At 72.4% G+C, this 18,400-nt stretch carries 15 protein-coding genes; 8 read left to right on the top strand and 7 right to left on the bottom strand.

Annotated elements, in window-relative coordinates; genetic code table 11:
- Nucleotides 1-143: 143 nt before the first annotated feature.
- The gene (locus ACPA54_RS11630) at nucleotides 144-788 is read right to left on the bottom strand and encodes a bifunctional DNA primase/polymerase (protein WP_345677034.1); all 645 of its coding nucleotides are present in this window, start codon (nucleotides 786-788) and stop codon (nucleotides 144-146) included.
- A 317-nt stretch (nucleotides 789-1,105) separates the two neighbouring features.
- Between ACPA54_RS11630 and ACPA54_RS11625 the strand changes: the two genes are divergently transcribed.
- Both ACPA54_RS11625 and ACPA54_RS11620 read left to right on the top strand, forming a co-directional pair.
- The gene (locus tag ACPA54_RS11625) at nucleotides 1,106-2,512 is read left to right on the top strand and encodes an NsdA family TPR-like regulatory protein (protein WP_423528677.1); all 1,407 of its coding nucleotides are present in this window, start codon (nucleotides 1,106-1,108) and stop codon (nucleotides 2,510-2,512) included.
- A 618-nt stretch (nucleotides 2,513-3,130) separates the two neighbouring features.
- Nucleotides 3,131-4,321 carry a hypothetical protein gene (locus ACPA54_RS11620; RefSeq protein ID WP_423528676.1) on the top strand — a complete coding sequence of 397 codons (1,191 nt, stop codon included), beginning with the start codon at nucleotides 3,131-3,133 and terminating at the stop codon, nucleotides 4,319-4,321.
- Between the two features lie 58 nt (nucleotides 4,322-4,379).
- On the opposite strand, the gene nirD is transcribed toward ACPA54_RS11620, so the two are convergent.
- The 4 genes from nirD to ACPA54_RS11600 are packed head-to-tail and all read right to left on the bottom strand — an operon-like array spanning nucleotide 4,380 to nucleotide 10,751.
- Nucleotides 4,380-4,769, bottom strand: coding sequence for a nitrite reductase small subunit NirD (gene nirD, locus ACPA54_RS11615; protein ID WP_423528675.1), 390 nt, complete (start codon nucleotides 4,767-4,769; stop codon nucleotides 4,380-4,382).
- Complete coding sequence (gene nirB / locus ACPA54_RS11610) at nucleotides 4,766-7,366, bottom strand: nitrite reductase large subunit NirB (RefSeq protein ID WP_423528673.1); 2,601 nt, start codon at nucleotides 7,364-7,366, stop codon at nucleotides 4,766-4,768. Before nirB ends, nirD begins: the two co-directional genes overlap by 4 nt.
- A gap of 17 nt (nucleotides 7,367-7,383) precedes the next feature.
- Nucleotides 7,384-8,568 carry an NAD(P)/FAD-dependent oxidoreductase gene (locus ACPA54_RS11605; protein WP_423529001.1) on the bottom strand — a complete coding sequence of 395 codons (1,185 nt, stop codon included), beginning with the start codon at nucleotides 8,566-8,568 and terminating at the stop codon, nucleotides 7,384-7,386.
- Between the two features lie 32 nt (nucleotides 8,569-8,600).
- Nucleotides 8,601-10,751 carry a molybdopterin oxidoreductase family protein gene (locus tag ACPA54_RS11600; protein WP_423528671.1) on the bottom strand — a complete coding sequence of 717 codons (2,151 nt, stop codon included), beginning with the start codon at nucleotides 10,749-10,751 and terminating at the stop codon, nucleotides 8,601-8,603.
- A 191-nt stretch (nucleotides 10,752-10,942) separates the two neighbouring features.
- On the opposite strand from ACPA54_RS11600, the gene ACPA54_RS11595 reads away from it, so the two are divergent.
- The 5 genes from ACPA54_RS11595 to purU all read left to right on the top strand — a co-directional run bounded on the left by ACPA54_RS11595 (nucleotide 10,943) and on the right by purU (nucleotide 14,887).
- Nucleotides 10,943-12,070: a uroporphyrinogen-III synthase gene (locus ACPA54_RS11595; protein ID WP_423528669.1), complete on the top strand. Its 1,128-nt coding sequence runs from the start codon at nucleotides 10,943-10,945 to the stop codon at nucleotides 12,068-12,070.
- Nucleotides 12,067-12,858 (top strand): sirohydrochlorin chelatase, encoded by a 792-nt coding sequence (locus tag ACPA54_RS11590; RefSeq protein WP_423528667.1) that lies wholly within the window; start codon nucleotides 12,067-12,069, stop codon nucleotides 12,856-12,858. The genes ACPA54_RS11595 and ACPA54_RS11590 overlap by 4 nt, the downstream gene beginning before the upstream one ends.
- A 12-nt stretch (nucleotides 12,859-12,870) precedes the next feature.
- The gene (locus tag ACPA54_RS11585) at nucleotides 12,871-13,266 is read left to right on the top strand and encodes a PIN domain-containing protein (RefSeq protein ID WP_423528666.1); all 396 of its coding nucleotides are present in this window, start codon (nucleotides 12,871-12,873) and stop codon (nucleotides 13,264-13,266) included.
- A gap of 120 nt (nucleotides 13,267-13,386) precedes the next feature.
- Complete coding sequence (locus ACPA54_RS11580) at nucleotides 13,387-13,833, top strand: SCO4402 family protein (RefSeq protein WP_423528664.1); 447 nt, start codon at nucleotides 13,387-13,389, stop codon at nucleotides 13,831-13,833.
- A 139-nt stretch (nucleotides 13,834-13,972) separates the two neighbouring features.
- Nucleotides 13,973-14,887 carry a formyltetrahydrofolate deformylase gene (gene purU / locus ACPA54_RS11575; protein WP_345677024.1) on the top strand — a complete coding sequence of 305 codons (915 nt, stop codon included), beginning with the start codon at nucleotides 13,973-13,975 and terminating at the stop codon, nucleotides 14,885-14,887.
- 64 nt (nucleotides 14,888-14,951) lie between these two features.
- Here purU and ACPA54_RS11570 read toward each other — a convergent pair whose 3' ends face one another.
- Nucleotides 14,952-15,770 (bottom strand): hypothetical protein, encoded by an 819-nt coding sequence (locus ACPA54_RS11570; RefSeq protein WP_423528662.1) that lies wholly within the window; start codon nucleotides 15,768-15,770, stop codon nucleotides 14,952-14,954.
- 564 nt (nucleotides 15,771-16,334) lie between these two features.
- Between ACPA54_RS11570 and ACPA54_RS11565 the strand changes: the two genes are divergently transcribed.
- Complete coding sequence (locus ACPA54_RS11565) at nucleotides 16,335-17,531, top strand: RtcB family protein (RefSeq protein WP_423528660.1); 1,197 nt, start codon at nucleotides 16,335-16,337, stop codon at nucleotides 17,529-17,531.
- A gap of 45 nt (nucleotides 17,532-17,576) precedes the next feature.
- Here ACPA54_RS11565 and ACPA54_RS11560 read toward each other — a convergent pair whose 3' ends face one another.
- Nucleotides 17,577-18,383 (bottom strand): hypothetical protein, encoded by an 807-nt coding sequence (locus ACPA54_RS11560; protein WP_423528658.1) that lies wholly within the window; start codon nucleotides 18,381-18,383, stop codon nucleotides 17,577-17,579.
- Nucleotides 18,384-18,400 lie beyond the last annotated feature (17 nt).

The raw sequence follows: 18,400 nt of genomic DNA, 5'->3' as shown, positions 1-18,400 counted from the left end.
CGCTTTGGGGGCCGGCGGGGGCGGCTGGCCGGGGGGGGCGGGGGGGGGGGCGGGGGGGGGGCCGGGGGGGGGGGGGGGCCCCCCCCACGGGCGTTTTCCGGTCGTGCCGACGGGGGTGGAAAACGCCGGTCGGGGGGCCGCCGTCAGGCGTCCGCCATCGCCCGTCCGCACGCGTACGCGATCGGGCTGAGCAGCTCGCGCGCCTCGGGCAGCCAGCGGTTCGCCTCGGTGGGCTCGCGCGCCCACGTCGCGGCGCCGCTCACGCCCATCGGGGACGGGGGCGCCACCACGAAGTCGCCGTCGCCGCGGCACACCAGGTCGATCGCGCTCGACCCCCAGCCGATCCGGTGGAGCATGTCCGCCATCTTGTCCCGGGCGCCCGGCAGCACGAAGAACTGCACGCGCCGGGTCGGCGTCGCGATCACCGGGCCGAGCGGCAGGCCCATGCGCTCCAGCCGGGCCAGCGCCAGGCAGCCCGCCTGCTCCGGGACGTCGATCACCTCGAACGACCGGCCGGTCGGCAGCAGGATCGACGCGTCCGGCGTCTCGCTCCACCAGCGGCGGATGAGCGCGGGCCCGCCGCCCGCCTGCTTGGCCCAGTCGCGGTGCAGCGGATGCGCGCCGGGGGCGCTGCACGCCGGCTGCCCGCAGCCGCAGCGGCGGCCCTGCGGGGTGCCGTGCACGGACGTGCCGGGGACGACGTCCCAGTGGCGGTCCTCCGCGTACCGCACAGCGGTGTCTACAAGCGTTTCGCGGGCGACGGTGCGGGCCGCGGGGATCTCTTCCACGTCTTCACAACTGCGGTGCCGCACGTTGGTTACTGCGCGGGGGGGCGTTATCCGGACACCGGTCGGAAAGTCACCCGAACGGGATGCAGGGAAGCCTGCGCCGACCGGCGCAACGGGGGCGCACGGGTGCAGCGGCGGGGGCGCATGCCGCCAAATGCCTATCCGGGAGCGCGATCGACTGGCTACCGTCCGTCACAAGTGGCGTGTGAGGCGTACCGGGCTTCCGTACCAAGGGAGTTCGCCGCCCACGCGGTGGGGGAGCCGGCACACCGGGACTCCGGGGCGCTCCAGTGGGACTCCTGTGGGAGGGGACGCAGATGGCCGCACGGTCGCTCGCGACGCGCCAGCCCAACGAACGCCTCGCGTCGCTCATACAGGAAGCGGGCTGTTCGAACGCGGGGCTGGCACGCCGGGTGAACATGTGCGGCGCGGAGCAGGGCATGGACCTGCGCTACGACAAGACGTCGGTGGCGCGCTGGCTGCGCGGCCAGCAGCCGCGCGGCTCGGTGCCGAACCTGATCGCCGAGGCGCTGGGCCGCAAGCTCGGCCGCCCGGTGACCGTCGAGGAAGCCGGCATGGCCGACGGGCGCAGCCTGGCGACCAACGTCGGCCTGCAGTTCGCCGCGACGCCGACCGCGACCGTGGAGATCGTCACCGAGCTGTGGCGCAGCGACGTCAACAAGCGGGATTTCCTGCTGAACTCGTCGGTGGCGGTGGCCGCGCTCGTGGCACCCAGCCGGGACTGGCTGATCACCCGGCCGGACGCCGCGGTGGCGCGGATCGGCGGGCCGAAGGTCGGCGCGTCGGACGTCGAAGCGGTGCTGTGCACCACCGAGATGCTGTCGGTGCTCGACCACCGGTTCGGCGCCGGGCACATCCGGCCGGTCGTCGTGCACTACCTCGGGTCGGTGGTGTCGGGACTGTTGAACGGGACCTACAGCGACGAGACCGGCCGGGCACTGTTCGCCGCGGTGGCGCGGCTGACCGAACTCGCCGGGTACATGGCCGTGGACACCGGGCAGCCCGGGCTCGCGCAGCGCTACTACATCCAGGCGCTGCGGCTCGCCCAGGCCGCGGACGACCGGCCGTACGGCGGCTACGTCCTCGCCGCGGGCATGAGCCACCTCGCCGGAAGCCTGGGAAACCCGCGCGAGATAACGCAGCTGGCGCGGGCCGCGCAGGAAGGGTCGAAGTCCGGCGCGACCGGGGAGGGGGCGACCGCGACGACGATGGCCATGTTCCACGCGGCGGAAGCACGCGGGCACGCGCAGCTGGGCGACGTGCGGGCGTGCGAGAGCGCGCTGGGGCGGGCCGAGACCGCGATGGAGCAGTCCCGGCCGGCTGCGGACCCGGTGTGGATCGCGCACTTCGACCGGGCGTACCTGGCCGACGAGTTCGCGCACTGCTACCGCGACCTGGGCTTGCCGCGGCAGGCCGAGGAAGCGGCGCGGGCGGCCCTGGCGGGCCACGCCGAGACGCGGGTGCGGCGGCGGGCGGTCGACACGCTGCTGCTGGCCACCGCGCAGCTCCAGCAGAACCGGCTCGACGAGGCCTGCGCGGTCGCGACCGACGCGCTGGGGCTCGTCAGCCGCCTGCACTCGGCGCGCGGCCAGGAGTACCTCCGCGACTTCCGCCGCCGCTTGGCGGCGTTCGACGGCGAACCGATCGCCCGCGAGTTCCTGGACGCGGCACGGTCGGCAGGGGAGGAGGACATTCCGGCTTAGGGGGCTGGGGGCCGGCCCGCGGCGCTCACCGCGGACCGGCTCCCCGGACCCCGACCGGGGCGGTTCGCGCCGCCCCCACCGGACGGCCCGCGCCGCGTCCCGTGACGCCGCAACCGGGGCGCAGGCCAGCCGGGCCATGCGATACCCCCGGCGTCCTCGGGGCCGACGCCGGGGGTATCCGCATGCTCGGGGGCGGGCGGGGTGGGGCCACGAGGCGTCGGGTGGCGAGCAGGACGGGGTGCCGACGGCGTGGAGGGTGCGGAACTGTGCGGGCCGGTGGCGGCGGTAGTGGTTCGGGCCCGCGCGTGCGCGATGTCGGCGCGTGTGGGTGTCGCGGCCGACTGGTCCCCGGCCCGCCCGGCCGTCTGACGTGGTGTCAGGCGCGCATTCGGGCCTGCCGGTTGGGCTCTCCGGCCGAAACTGTTCGTGGCGGGACCGAACCGCTGTTCGTGTGTCGAGCGTCTCGGCTAGCGTCAAGGGCGACTCAACGGCGAAGACGCGAGCCGGCACGTCCGGCCCGAGGCACAGGGAGAACGAGATCGTGAGCGAGCGCGGCGAGCGGACCCGGCGCACGGGTGCGCTTCGCGAATGCGGCGCGTGGCGCGTGCGGGGTGCGGCGTGAGCCGCCCCGGCGGGCGCGGGGCGGATCCCGGCGAGCCGAGGGAAGAAGGCCTGTCCATCTTCGGCCCGCTGGAGCTGCCGCGCGACGAGACGGACTACCGGCAGCCGGCGTACGACCCGGACGACTACGGCGACGCGGGCGGAACCCGCGTGGCGACGCCGTCGATGCTGCTGCCGCCCCCGGGTGCGGGCGCGCCCGTCTACCCGGCGGGCCCGCCGCCCGGTTACCCGCCGCCCGTCGGCCCGCCTCCGGTCTACGGCCCGCCTCCGGTCTACGGTCCGCCCGCCGGGGCGGCGCAGCCCGGACCGCCGCCGCCCGGTTCTCCGGCGGGGGCGCCGCCGGACGACGACCCGTTCGGGAGCCTCTTCCGGCCCGGGACGTCGACGGGGCCCGCGCCGGCTCCCTACGCGTCCGGTCCGCCGCTCTCCGTCCCGCCGCCGCCGATGGGCGGCCCCGGCGGCCAGCCGCAGTACGCGCCGCCCGCGATGCCGCCACGCCAGGACGACTACCCCGGTGCGCCGTCCGGCGGCGGCCGGTCCGTGCCGCGCGGGGCGCTGGTGGCGGGCGGGATCGGCGCCGCGGTGGTGCTGCTGTTCGCGGGCCTGTTCGCGGCGGGGGTGTTCGACGGCGGGGATGGCAAGGCCGATGCGGCGAAGAACGCCGGGGCCGGCTCCGGCGCGCCCACGGCCTCGGGATCCGCGGGGGCGGCGCCGCCCCCGTCCGCGCCGGCGCCCAAGACCCAGGCGCAGGAACTCGACGAGCTGATGGGGTTGAGTGCGGGCGCGCGGGTCAAGGTCAACGGGGCGGTGACCGAGATCCAGAAGTGCGGCGACGTGCAGAACGCGGTGCAGACGCTCAACGACGCGGCCGCGCAGCGCGACAAGCAGATCGCCCGGCTCGGGAAGCTGAAGACCGATCAGATCGCCAGTGGTCCGGAGCTGGTCGACTGGCTGCGCAAGGCGTGGACGGCGTCCGCGAAGTCGGACCGGTCGCTGGCCGCGTGGGGCACCGAGAACGCGCAGGGCGAGTGCCGGGACGGCAAGCGCGCGAAGGACGAGGGCAAGAACAAGCGCGCCGCGGACGACGCGGGCAAGGAAGCCACCCAGGCGAAGAACAAGGCCGTGGCGCTGTGGAACCCGGTGGCGACCCAGTCGGGCCTGCCGACCCGGGCGGCGACGGAGATCTAGGCCGTGCGCCACCCGGGTGGCCGGGGGCCTCGCCTGCCGCCCCGGCCCGTCGCGGTGCTCAGGCGACCTGCGCGCCCGCGGCCTGCCGGATCCGGACCCCGTACACCGGCAGCGCGGTCGGTTCGTCGTCCGCGTCCAGGCACAGGCCCGTGCGCAGGTCGAACGCCTGCTTGTACATCGGCGACGCGACCACCGGCACGTCGCCGCGCGAGCCGAGGATGCCGCGCGAGATGACGTGCGCGCCGCTGCACGGGTCGTAATTGCCGACCGCGTACACCTCGCCGGTGCGGTCCAGGAACACGGCGACCTGGGCGCCGTCGACGAGCGCGGCGACGCCGCGGCCGGGGATCAGGTCGGCGATCCGGCACACCGGCGTCCAGTCGGTGCCGGCGGCGATCTCGACGAGGGCGTCCACGGGGTGGGCCGTGGTGTCCGCGAGGATGCTCACGAGGTGCGTACCTCCAAGGTCGGGCCCGCGACCAAGGCGGGCGAAGCGAGGACGGTGCCGTCCTCGCCGGGCTTGGCAGGGCGGATCTGGGCGCGTTCGGGGACGAACGTGACGGTCGGGTCGGGCGTGCCGGGCGCGTTGACGAACGACACGAACCGGCGCAGTCGCTCCGGGTCTTCGAGGGTTTCGCGCCATTCGTCCGCATACGTGGCGACGTGACGCTGCATCAGCTCGTCGAGGTCGTCGCAGATGCCGAGCGCGTCGTCCATGATCACCGCGCGCAGGTGGTCGAGGCCGCCTTCGAGGCGTTCCAGCCACGGCGCCGTGCGTTCCAGGCGGTCCGCGGTGCGGATGTAGAACATCAGGAACCGGTCGATGGTGCGGATCAGCGTGTCCCGGTCCAGGTCGGCGGCGAGCAGGTCGGCGTGCCGGGGCGTCATGCCGCCGTTGCCGCCGACGTACAGGTTCCAGCCCGCCGACGTGGCGATGACCCCGAAGTCCTTGCTCTGCGCTTCGGCGCATTCGCGGGCGCACCCGGACACCGCCGACTTGAGCTTGTGCGGCGACCGCAAGCCCCGGTAGCGCAGCTCGAGTTCGATGGCCATGCCGACCGAGTCCTGGACGCCGTAGCGGCACCAGGTCTCGCCCACGCACGACTTCACGGTGCGCAGTGCCTTGCCGTACGCGTGCCCGGACTCGAACCCGGCCTCGACCAACCGCTGCCAGATGACCGGAAGCTGGTCGACCGAAGCGCCGAACATGTCGATCCGCTGCCCGCCGGTGATCTTCGTGTAGAGCCCGAAGTCCCGGGCGATCTCCCCGATGGTGATGAGCCCTTCCGGGGTGATCTCCCCGCCGGGAATCCGCGGCACGACCGAGTAGGAGCCGTTGCGCTGGAGGTTCGCGAGGAAGTGGTCGTTGGTGTCCTGCAGCGACGCCTGCTCGCCGTCGAGGATGTGCCCGTTGGACAGCGACGCGAGGATCGACGCGACGGCCGGCTTGCACACGTCGCAGCCCTCGCCCGTACCGTGCTCGTCGACCAGCCGCGCGAACGAGGTGATGCCGCGGACCTGCACGATCTCGAACAGCTCGGCGCGGGTGTAGCCGAAGTGCTCGCACAGCCCCTTCGCGACCTCGACGCCTTGCGCGGCGAGTTCGTCGTTGACGAGGGTCGTCAGCATCTTCACGCACGAACCGCAGCCGGTGCCCGCCCGCGTGCACTTCTTCACCGCGGGCACGTCGGCGCAGCCCTGCTCGGCGACCGCCGCCCGGATCGCGCCCTTGCCGACGTTGTGGCACGAGCACACCAGCGCCTCGTCGGGCAGCGCCGACGCGCCGATCGCCACCGGCGCGCCCGCCGACGCGGGCAGCACGAGCTGCTCGGGCGGAGCGGGCAACGCGGCACCGGACAGGCACAGCGGGCGCAACAGGTCGTACGAGTCCGCGTCGCCGACCAGCACGCCGCCGAGCAGCGCCCCGTCCGCGCCGACCACGAGCTTCTTGTACACGCCTTCGCGGGTGTTGGAATACAGCACCTCCAGACACCCTTCGGCGGTGCCGTGCGCGTCGCCGAAGCTGGCCACGTCCACACCCAGCAGCTTGAGCTTGGTCGAGGTGTCCGCGCCGGTGAACGAGCCCGATCCGCCGCTGAGTTCCCGCGCGACGGTCTCGGCCATCTGGTAGCCGGGCGCGACCAGGCCGTAGACCCGGCCGTCGGACGCGAGCGCGCATTCGCCGATCGCCCAGATGTGCGGGTCGGACGTGCGGCAGGTCACATCGACCGCGATTCCGCCGCGCTCGCCGACGTCCAGGCCGCACGCGCGGGCAAGTTGGTCGCGCGGCCGGACCCCGGCGGAGAACACCACCAGGTCGACGCCGAGCGTCTCGCCGTTCGACAGCGCCATGCTGCGCACCCGGCCGCCGTCGTCCACACCGACCTCCTGGGTCCCCGCGCCGGTGTGCACGGCCACGCCGAGGTCTTCGATCTTGCGGCGCAGCGCGTCGCCGCCGCCCGCATCGACCTGGATCGCCATCAGACGCGGCGCGAACTCGACGACGTGCGTCTCCAAGCCCATCGCCTTCAGCGCGCCCGCGGCCTCCAAGCCCAGCAAGCCGCCGCCGACCACCGCGCCGACCCGCGACCCCGCGGCCCACGACTCGATCGCCTGCAGATCCTCGATCGTGCGGTACACGAAACAGCCCTCGGCGTCGTGCCCGGGCACCGGCGGCACGAACGGGTAAGAGCCGGTGGCCAGGACGAGCGCGTCGTACCCGAACACCGCCCCGCTGCGCGCGGTCACCGTGCGCGCCTCGCGGTCCACGGACACCGCCGGGTCGCCGATACGCAGGTCGATGCCGTGCTCGTCGAGGAACCCGGCCGGGACCATCGACAGGTCCTCGGCGCTGCTGCCGGAGAAGTACGACGTCAGGTGCACCCGGTCGTACGCAGCGCGGGGTTCCTCGCACAGCACCGTCACCTGCCAGCCGCCGCCTTCCGCGGCCAGCGCTTCGAGGAACCGCTGGCCGACCATGCCGTGGCCGACCAGCACCAGCCGCCCGCCACCGGCGGAACGGGCGCGGACAGAGGAAGAGGTCATCGGGGAGGAAGACTCGATCACTGGGGGGCTCCTTGCGCGATGAGCAGGTGCAGGGGGTCCTCGGGAACCGCTTCGTCCCGTTCGTAGGCGTGGGTCAGCGCGCCGACGGTCGCCAGGTCGCCGACGAGGATGCCGCCGACGAGCCGGTCGCCGTGCAGCACGAGCTTCTTGTACGAGCCGCGCGTCGGATCCGCGAGCCGGATCACGTCGTGCAGCCCCGGCACCGCGTCGACGTCGCCGAACGCGGCCACCTCCACCGGGCCCGCGGTCAGCCGCGCGAACGTCCGCGACCCGGGGTAGACGGCACCGCCGCCGCACAGCCGGTCCGCCAGCACGTCCGCCTGCTCCCACGCGGCACCCGCCAATCCGTGCACGCTGCCGCGGTGTTCGATGCAATCGCCGATCGCGAACACATCCGGCGCACTCGTCGCCAGACAGTCGTCCACGACGATCCCGGTGCCGACCTCGACACCGGCCGCCCGCGCCAGGCCGACCCGGGGACGAACCCCGCAGGCCAACACCACCAGGTCGGCGTCCAACCGGTACCCGTTCGCGAGCGCGACGCCTTCGGCGCGGTCGGTGCCGAACAGCGACTTGGCGCGGTTCTCCGCATACACCTCGACGCCCAGCGCCCCGAGCGCGCGCCGCAGCGCGTCCCCGGCCGCCCCGTCGAGATGACGTTCCATCAAATACGGCGCCTGGTGCACGACCTCGACCGGCAAGCCGCGGGCCGCCAACGCCCGCGCCGCGCTCACCCCGAGGACTCCGCCGCCGACCACCACCGCCCGCCGCGCCTCCGGCACCGCGGCCGCCAGCCGCGAACCGTCCGCAAGAGTGCGGAACGCGTGCACGCCCTGCTTCAGTTCGCCGCCCTCGCCGGTGTTCGACGTGCAGTGCAGATTGCGGATCGGCGGCAGCACCGGATTCGAACCGGTCGCGAACACCAACGTGTCGTAGCCCGCCGCCGTCCCGTCGGCCAAGCGCAGCGTGCGCGCGGCCACGTCCACGCCGACAACCTCGCAGCCCGTGCGGACGTGCGCCCCGCCGGTCGGCAGCCGGACCGCGTCCGGCGCGAACCGCCCGGTCAGCACATCCGCCAGCAGCGCCCGGTTGTACGGCGCCTGCGGCTCGTCCCCGAACAACGTGATCTCCGCACCCGCATCCCGGGCAAGCACCTGCGACGCCAGCCGCGCCGCGGCCATACCCGCCCCGACCACGGCGATCCGGCGGGCCGTCACAACGCGCCCCCGGCCGCCCCGGCCGCCACCGGCGCCCCGGCCTCCGCCTCCGCACGCTCCACCCGCACCGCACACACCTTGAACTCCGGCATCCGCGACGTCGGATCCAGCGCCGGGTTCGTCAGCGAATTCGCCCGGCCCTCACCGCCCCAGTGGAACGGCATGAACACCGTGTCCGGCCGAATCGCCTCCGTCACCCGCGCCGGCGCCACCGCCCGACCCCGCCGACTCGTCACCGCCAACGCATCCCCCTCCGCGACCCCCAGCCGCCGCGCCAGCAGCGGATGCACCTCCACGAACGGACCCGGCGCCGCCCGGTTCAGCTCCGCCACCCGCCGCGTCTGCGCACCCGACTGGTACTGCGCCGACACCCGGCCCGTCGTCAGATACAGCGGATACTCCGCATCCGGCAGCTCCGCCGCCGGACGGTGCGCCACCTCGGCGAACCGGGCCCGCCCGTCCGGCGTCGCGAACCGGTCCAGGAACAACCGCGGCGTCCCCGCGTGATCCTCCGCCGGACACGGCCAAAACACGCCGTCCTCAAGCCGGATCCGCTCGTACGAAATCCCCGCGTAGTCCGCCTGCGCCCCCGCCGTCGCCACCCGCAGCTCCGCGAACACCGCCTCCGGCTCCACCGGGAACCCCGCCGACCACCCCAGCCGGGCCGCCAAACCGTGCAGCACCTCCAGATCGGTGCGCACCCCCGGCGGCGGCGGCACCGCGGCCTGCCGCAGGATCACCCGCCCCTCCAGGTTCGTCGTCGTCCCGGTCTCCTCCGCCCACTGCGCACTCGGCAGCACCACATCGGCCAGCAACGCCGTCTCCGACAACACGACATCGCACACCGCCAGGAAATCCAGCGACTCCAGCCGCTCCGTCACATGCGCGGCACGCGGCGCCGACACCACCGGGTTCGACCCCACCACCAGCAGCCCCCGCACCTCCGAACCCAGCGCGTCCAACAACTCGTACGCACTCAGCCCCGGCCCCGGCAACTCCTCCGGATCGACACCCCACACCCCCGCCACATGCGCCCGGTCCGCCGGATCGACGAGCGAGCGGTAGCCCGGCAGCTGGTCGGCTTTCTGCCCGTGCTCCCGCCCGCCCTGCCCATTGCCCTGCCCCGTCAGGCAGCCGTACCCCGAAAACCGGCGCCCCGCCTTGCCCGTCGCCAGACACAGATTGATCCACGCCCCGACCGTGTCGGTGCCCTTGCTCTGCTGCTCCGGACCCCGCGCCGTCAGCACCATCCCCGACGCCGCACCCGCGAACAGCTCCACCGCACGCCGCATCAGCGGCACCGGCACCCCGGTGATCCGCTCCACCAGCTCCGGCCAGTGCGCCATCGCCGCCGCCCGCGCCGCCTCGAAACCCGACGTGCGCGCCGCGACGAACTCCTCGTCCACATAGCCGCCCGCGATCACCAAGTGCAGCAGCCCCAGCGCCAACGCCAGATCCGTGCCCGGCACCGGCTGCAAGTGCAGCGTCGCCTGCTCCGCCGTCCGCGTCCGCCGCGGATCGACCACCACCAGCGAACCGCCGTTGTCCACCAACTCCGTCAGATACCGCAGCGCCGGCGGCATCGTGTCCGCGAGATTGCTCCCCACCACAATCGCGCAACCCGTCCCGGCGACATCCGCCAACGGAAACGGCAGACCCCGATCGATCCCGAACGCCTTCCGATGCGCCGCCGCAGCCGACGACATACAAAAACGCCCGTTGTAGTCGATGTTCTTCGTCCGCAACGCAATCCGCGCCAACTTCCCCAGCAGATACACCTTCTCGTTCGTCAGCCCCCCGCCGCCGAACACCCCCGCCGCATCCCGACCGAACCGCGCCTGCACCCCGGACAACCCCGCGGCCACCCGATCCAGCGCCTCGTCCCACCCCGCCTCACGCAACACCCCGTCCGCACCCCGCACCAGCGGAGCCGACAACCGCACCCCCGCCCGCAGCACCTCCGCCGCCGTCCGGCCCTTGCCGCACAACGCCCCCCGGTTCACCGGAAACTCCGGACGCTCCACCACCCGCAGCCCCGCACCACCCGACGCCAACCCCATCCCGCACTGCAAAGCGCAGTACGGGCAATGCGTCTCGGTGACGGCTGCGCGCTGCTCCTGCGGCGCTGCCTCGACGGTCCGTGTCATGCACAAGAGCGTCTCCGCACGCCGTTACACGGCAACGACACCGGTGTTGCGGCCGAGGGACAGGCACCTCACACACCCCCCACCGACCCGTGAGCGCACCGACACCCCCCACCCCACCAGGCACGACACCCCTAACCGCGGCGTGACCGCCACGCAACAGCACCGAAACACACGTCCGTCAGCCTCACGGCATGGGTACAGCCACGGACGCGGCCGAGCCGCTGGTCGGATTCACCATCGGGGTGACGGCCGCCCGACGCCGCGACGAACTCGTCGCCCTCCTGCAACGCCGCGGCGCCAAAGTCGTCGAAGCACCGACCATGCGCATCGTCCCCATCGGCGACGACACCGTCCTGCGCCACGCCACCGAGACCTGCCTCGCCCAACCCCTCGACTACGTCGTCGCCACCACCGGCGTCGGCTGGCGCGGCTGGATCAGCGCCGCCGAAGGCTGGGGACACGGCACCGCCCTCGTCGCCGCCTGCCGCGCCGCCGTCGTCGTCAGCCGCGGCCCCAAAGCCACCGGCGCCATCCGCGCCGCCGGCCTCCGCGAGGTCTACTCGCCCGGCTCCGAAGCCAGCGACGAACTCCTCACCTGGCTCCTCGCCCGCGACCTCCGCGGCCGCCGCATCGCCGTCCAGGAACACGGCGCACCCCTCGAAGACTTCACCACCGCCCTCCGCGAACGCGGCGCCCACGTCATCCCCGTCCCCGTCTACCGCTGGGGCCCCCCGGAAGACCCCGCCGCCGTCCGCAAACTCGTCGACGCCACCGTGCGCCGCGAAATCCACGCCCTCACCTTCACCAGCTCACCCGCCATCGAGGCCTTCCTCGACACCGCCGACCACCTCGGCCGCCGCACCGAACTCCTCGACGCCCTCCGCGGCGACGTCCTCCCGATCTGCATCGGACCGGTGTGCGCCCGGCCCCTCCTCGACGAAGGCGTCGACACCGTCTGGCCGGAACGCGGCCGACTCGGCTCCCTCGTCCGCACCATCGCCGAAGAACTCCCGCGCCGCGCCCGCCGCGAACTCGACACCGGCACCGACCGGCTCGTCCTGCAAGGCAACGCCGTCCTCGTCGGCGGCCGCACCATCTGGCTCCCCCCGGTCCCCGGCGCCGTCCTGCGCGCCCTCGCCGAAAAACCCGGCTGGGTACTCAGCCGCGCCGAGCTGCTCAAGAAGGTCTGGTCCGGCGCCCGCGCCGACGAACACGCCGTCGAAGCCGCCGTCGCCCGCCTCCGCACCGCACTCGGCCCGCACTCCGGCCTCGTCCGCACCGTCACCAAACGCGGCTACCGGCTGGCGGTCGACCCGTGATCCCGCTCGTCGCCGCCGCACACGGCACCCGCGACCGCGCCGGACTCGCCGCCACCGCCGACCTGGTCGACCTGGTCCGCGGACTGCGGCCCGGGCTCCGCGTCGAGGTCGGCTATGTGGACGTCGCGGAACCGCTGCTCTCCGACACCCTCAACCGGCTGTCCGGGGACGTCGTCGTGGTGCCGCTGCTGCTCGGCGCCGGCTACCACGTCCGCCACGACATACCCGCGGCCCTCGCCGCCGCGCCACAGGTCAGCGCCCGGGTGGCCGCCGCACTCGGGCCCGACCCGAGGCTTGCGGACATCCTGCTCGACCGGCTGGCGGAAGTGGGAGCACTCCGTCCACAGCCTGTGGATAAAAAGGTGGAAATCGGAGGAAGTGTGGATAACCCGGTGTGCGACGCCATCGTGCTCGCCGCCGCCGGGTCCACGGACGCCTCCGCCAACGCGGACACCGCACGGATGGCCGAGCTGCTGGCCGAGCTGACCGGGCGGACGGTCGTGCCGTCCTACCTGTGCGCCGGAACGCCCACCCCGCGGGACGCGGTCGACGCGCTGCGCGCATCAGGCGCCGACCACATCGCGCTCGCCGGCTACCTCCTCGGCCCCGGCCACTTCGCCCGCAAGGCCGCGGCGGCCGGAGCCACGACCGCCGCCGAGCCGCTCGGCGCCCACCCGGCCCTCGCCGACCTCGTGCTCGCCCGCTACGACGAGGCGGTGGCCCTGCCCGCTCCGTACGGCACCCCGACTCGGGCAAATGGGGCAAATGAGGCAAAAGCACTGTCGTAGGGGCGGCACCTCGTGATCATCCTGGACACCGGCGCCGTCACCGCTCTGGCCCGCGGCCACAAGACCCTCAACCTGCTCGCCGCCATGGCACGAACCCCCGCCGACCGCTTGACGATTCCGGCCCCGTGCCTCATGCAGGCCGAAGCGCGGGAACAAGGCCTCTACCCCCGCATGCTCGCCTACTCGGCCGTCACCGTCGACGACCTCGGCAGCACCGCCGCCGCCACCGTCGGCACCATGATCCGCGACGGGCACGGCGCACCGGACACCTGCCACGCCCTCTACTGCGCCCTCCCGCACGCCGAGTTCGCCGGCATGTCCATCCTGCTCACCGACAACGAAGACGCGTACCCACCCGGCATCAACGCCGTCGACATCGACTCGCCCGGAATGCTCGGCTTTTCCTGACCTCCACTCGGCCCGCCGCGCCCGACTGCGGCATGATCCAGGGGTCGAACCCGAACCGCACATCACGGTCACGGGACAATCCGGTGAACCGGCAGCGGAAACAAGGAGGGGAACGCCACCATGGCACGCATGCGGCAGAACACCGTTCCGTGGTGGCGATGGCGGGCCCAGGTCCGCTCGGCACTCCACATGTTCGGCGACCCCGCCTTCCAGCAGGAATGCTGGCTCGCCGGTCGCGACGAATACGGCACCGTCACCGACGCCGTCTACCGCCTCGTCGGCGACACCTGGCTCGACCGCTGGTCGGCCGCCACCTACATCGGCCGGATCTTCGTCGACGGCGACGAAGCCGACGCCGTCGACCGCGCCGTCCTGGCCATCCTCGGCGTCCTCCACGAGATAGGCGAAGACGCCCCCGCCACCGCTTACCTCGGCCACCCCGCCTGGCCCGCCCTCGTGGACGCCGCCGGCGACGCCCACCGGCGCCTCGCCACCGCCGACGCCGACGACCCCGCCCGACGACCCGACACCCTCGAAGTCCTCCGCATCCGCACCGGCGGACGCTGACCACCCACATCCGCACCAGCGGGCACCCACCACCCGCATCCGCACCGGCGGGCGCCGACCACGCCCGACGGCATGCGATCCTGGAGGACTCCACCCCCGGGTGGAGCCCCCTGCCCCCAACCCGAGGAAAGGCGCGCGCATGTCCGACCAGCCCCTGCAGTCCGTACCGAAGACGGTCGACGCCGGAACGGTCGGCACGGGCGGAAACGGCGGCTACGTCCTCACCCTGTCCTGCCCGGACAAGCGCGGCATCGTGCACGCCGTCGCCAGCTTCCTCATGATGACCGGCTGCAACATCGTCGACAGCCAGCAATTCGGCGACCGCGACACCGGCCTCTTCTTCATGCGCGTGCACTTCACCGCCGAAGACAACGTCACCGTCGACGCCCTCCGCGCCGGATTCGCCGCCGTCGGCGCGTCCTTCCACATGGACTGGCAGATGCACGACGCCGACGCCAAGATGCGCATCGTCGTCATGGTCAGCAAGTTCGGCCACTGCCTCAACGACCTGCTCTTCCGCGCCAGCATCGGCGCCCTGCCCGTCGACATCGCGGCCGTCGTATCCAACCACCGCGACTTCGAGGAACTCTCCCGCACCTACGGCGTGCCGTTCCACCACATCCCGGTCACCCGCGACACCAAGCCCGAGGCCGAAGCCAAACTCCTCGACCTCGTCCGCGACCTCGACGTCGAACTCGTCGTCCTCGCCCGCTACATGCAGGTCCTCTCCGACAACCTGTGCAAGCAGCTCGAAGGCCGCGCCATCAACATCCACCACTCCTTCCTCCCGAGCTTCAAGGGCGCCAAGCCCTACCACCAAGCCCACGCGCGCGGCGTCAAACTCATCGGCGCCACCGCCCACTACGTCACCGCCGACCTCGACGAAGGCCCGATCATCGAGCAGGAAGTCGAACGCGTCGACCACGCCGTCACCCCCGAACAACTGGTCGCCGTCGGCCGCGACGTGGAATGCCAGGCCCTCGCCCGCGCCGTGAAGTGGCACTCGGAACACCGCGTCCTGCGGAACGGAAGCCGGACGGTCGTCTTCGCCTGACGGCTTTCGTGATCGGCGCTGCCTGATCGGTGCCGCACTGCCGGCGCTGCCCGGTCGGCGCCGCTCAGTGCCGCGTGCTCGCCAGCAGCGCAGCCACACCCGTCACCGCGGACAACACCCCGACCAACCACCCCACACGCAACCCGCGGCGCCCGCGGTCGCCCGTCGCGGCCCGTTCCGCCCCCCGCGACACCCGCCGCGCCGCCAACACCGGCGTGCCATCACGCTCGTGCCGGACCCGGCCGCTGATCACCACATGCTGCCCCGGCACCAGCACCGTCTCCGACCGCTCGTACCGCGACGACCGCCGCACCCGGTCCGCACCCGCACCGAAATCCACCGCGACCGCACCCGGCACCACCGTCCGCGCCACCGATTCCCGCACCGACACCGGCAGCCCCTCGGCGCGCAGCACCCGCGGATCCACCACCACCGACCCCGTCGCGTCCCGCATCACGAACCGGCGCTCCGACGAAGCCGCCTCGGTCCGCTTCCTCCCCCGCCGCGCCCGCCGCAACTCCCCGTGATGCAAAGGCCCGTCGCCGTCGAAATCCCGCACCCGCGGGCGCTCCGCCTCGACCCAGTGCTCCACCACCGTGCAGTGGAACCAGACGCAGGAACGACCCGACACAGGGGCAGTCACCAGACCTTTCGCAGCCGTGGCCGCCCGGCCTGTCCCGCCCGCCTCGCCTGCCTCTCGCGCCTCGCGCGGGAGCGGCTCCACAACCCCCGCCACCACCATCCGGCGCCCGCCGCGCACCGCGGCCTCCGCACACGTCGAAAACCCGCCCCGGAACGGCGTCTTGGCGCGTTGCGCGACCGCGACGACCGCAAGGGCGACCACCGCGGCGGCTGCCAGCGCGACGATCCCGAGCACGACCATGTGCTCCCAACATACGCGGCGCCCTGAGCGGTGTCACGGAGATCACCAGCCGGTCGAGGCACTCTCTCCGCTGGTCGCGGCACTGGTCGGGCGCTGGTCGGCCACTGGTCGGAGCCTTGCGGAAAACCCTTTGCGGGCAAGGCCGTCCGCATGGCTACATGGACCACGTCACCCCACGACGCGCGGCTCCGGACCACCTCCGTGGCAGCCGCGCCCAGGAGAGGAGCAGTCCGGTGCGGTTCCGCGAACAAGGCCGACCCGTTGCGCTTCGACGCGCCGCGGCGGCCCGTCGCAGGTAACCCCGAACCGCTCTTCTCCGGCGGCCGCGCCTTCCCGGGCGCAGCCGCCCCGAGGGGCCGCCCCGGCAGTAGCGCCGGGTGCACGGCCCGGCAGCACGCCGGGGACGGCCCTTCGGCGGGGGTGCCCGCCTTCTTTCCCTGCCTTGCATTTTTGCCGCCCTGCGCCGCGTTCGGCCGCGGGGTGCCGATCTTCGGGACGGCCACGGCCCTACCGCGCTTCCGCGGACGTGGCACACACTGGACTTACCGACGGAGTTGACTCTGTATGACGTACACCGAAGTAGCCGGCGCACGCGACGTGCCCATCCGCATGTGGACCGATCCCTCGCAGGTCGAGGGCCAGGCCATGCAGCAGCTGCGCAACATCACCACCCTTCCGTGGCTCCACGGCCTCGCGGTCATGCCCGACGTGCACTTCGGCCGCGGCGCGACGGTGGGCTCGGTCATCGCCATGAAGGACGCGGTGTGCCCGGCGGCGGTCGGGGTCGACATCGGCTGCGGCGTCTCCGCTGTGCGGACCTCGCTGACGGCGGCCGACCTGCCCGACGACCTTGGGCCGCTGCGGTCGAAGATGGAAGCCGCGGTGCCGGTGGGGCATCTGGGGCACCCGGACCGAGTCGACGTACGCAAGCTGCACGGCTTCGAAGTCGGTGCCTGGGATGCGCTGTGGGGGCAGTTCGATGAGCTGGCGCCGGAGGTGCATTTCCGGCGGGAGCGGGCGCAGTCGCAATTGGGGACACTTGGAGCCGGAAATCATTTTATCAGCTTGGATGAAGATGAATCTGGACATTTGTGGATCCAGCTTCACTCGGGTTCGCGGAACATCGGCAAGGAGCTTGCCGACCACCACATCGGGGTCGCGCAACTGCTGACGCACAACCGAGGTTTGGTGGACCGTGACTTGGCGGTGTTCCTGGCGAAGACATCGGAGATGGACGCGTACCGGCGTGACCTCTACTGGGCGCAGGAATACGCACGGTTGAATCGCGAGGTCATGCTCTCGCTGTTCGAGAACGTCTTCCGGGCGTACTTTGGCAAAAAGAAGGTGACCTTCGACGAGCGGATTTCCTGCCACCACAACTACGTCTCCGAGGAGACTTACGGGGGCGTGGACGTGCTGGTGACCCGCAAGGGCGCGATCCGTGCGGGTCGTGGGGACCTCGGCATCATTCCCGGGTCGATGGCCGCCGGCTCGTACATCGTGCGGGGGCTCGGGAACGCGGACGCGTTCAACTCGGCATCGCACGGCGCGGGGCGGAAGATGAGCCGCAATGCGGCGAAGAAGCACTTCACGGTGCGGGATCTGGTCATGCAGACCGAGGGCGTCGAGTGCCGCAAGGACGCCGGTGTCCTTGACGAGATCCCGGGTGCGTACAAGAACCTCAATCAAGTCATGCGGCAGCAGGACGACTTGGTGGAGATCGTGACGCATCTGAAGCCGCTGATCACGATCAAGGGGTGAATGCGGAGCGGGGGGCGACGGGCGAGTCCGTCGTCCCCCGCTTTGTCATGCGCCGGATGCGTGGGATTTTGCGGGACCGATGAGCCTCCATCGGCGAATCGTGCAGCTCTTCTCGGTGCGGCCCAGGAGCTCGGCCGCCTGGGCATTCGTGTTGGCCAGCAGAGCGGCGTCGTCCTCGGGGGTCCACCGCGTCGGTGTAGCCCGCGCGCGCATGGTGGGCGGGCGTTCCCACGCCTTGACGGCCAGGGCTTTCGTCGCCTTGCGTTCGAGTGCCAGTGCGCCCTCGTAGTAGATGTCCCGAACGATCGCCACCGCGGGATCGCTCGTATAGAGGATGTTGAAGACGTTGTCGCGTGCGTTCTTGCCCGGGTTTCGGGCCGTGCCGCCGACCGTCTTGCCGAACTCGCAGAAGTGCTGGGCGATGGCGTCGCTCGACGTCGTCAGGCTGATGAACGGGTATGACTTGGCGGTGAATCCGACTCCGCCGTCGGCGTCCACCAAGCCCCGGATGTAGTCGCGGGTGCTGAACTCGACTGTGGGCGGCCTGATCAGTGTGGACTTCTTCCCGTAGGGAAGCCCCAGTGCGCAGATGGTGGTGCGGCCCTCCAGCGAGCACATCGTCCACGTACTCGACGTGTGATTTGCCTTGAAGTTCGTGCTGCGCGTCCGATCGCTCACGGAACTGGGGTAGGGGCACAGCTTCTGGAATTTCAGGAGGAGTTCGCGGTCGACGCTGGACACCTCCAGCGACAGGCGCCCCTTGCGGCCGGGGCCGGCCGCCAAGTGTCCATCCGCCTGCAAGAAGCCGAACATGTAGGCGTATTCGGGCTGGGTGAGGTCCATGAATCTCATGGACCCGACGCTGCCTG

The sequence above is a fragment of the Uniformispora flossi genome (genome assembly GCF_049534875.1).
In the GTDB taxonomy this organism is placed as follows: Bacteria; Actinomycetota; Actinomycetes; order Streptomycetales; family Streptomycetaceae; genus Yinghuangia; species Yinghuangia aomiensis.
This window is presented reverse-complemented; position numbering and strand designations above follow the sequence as displayed.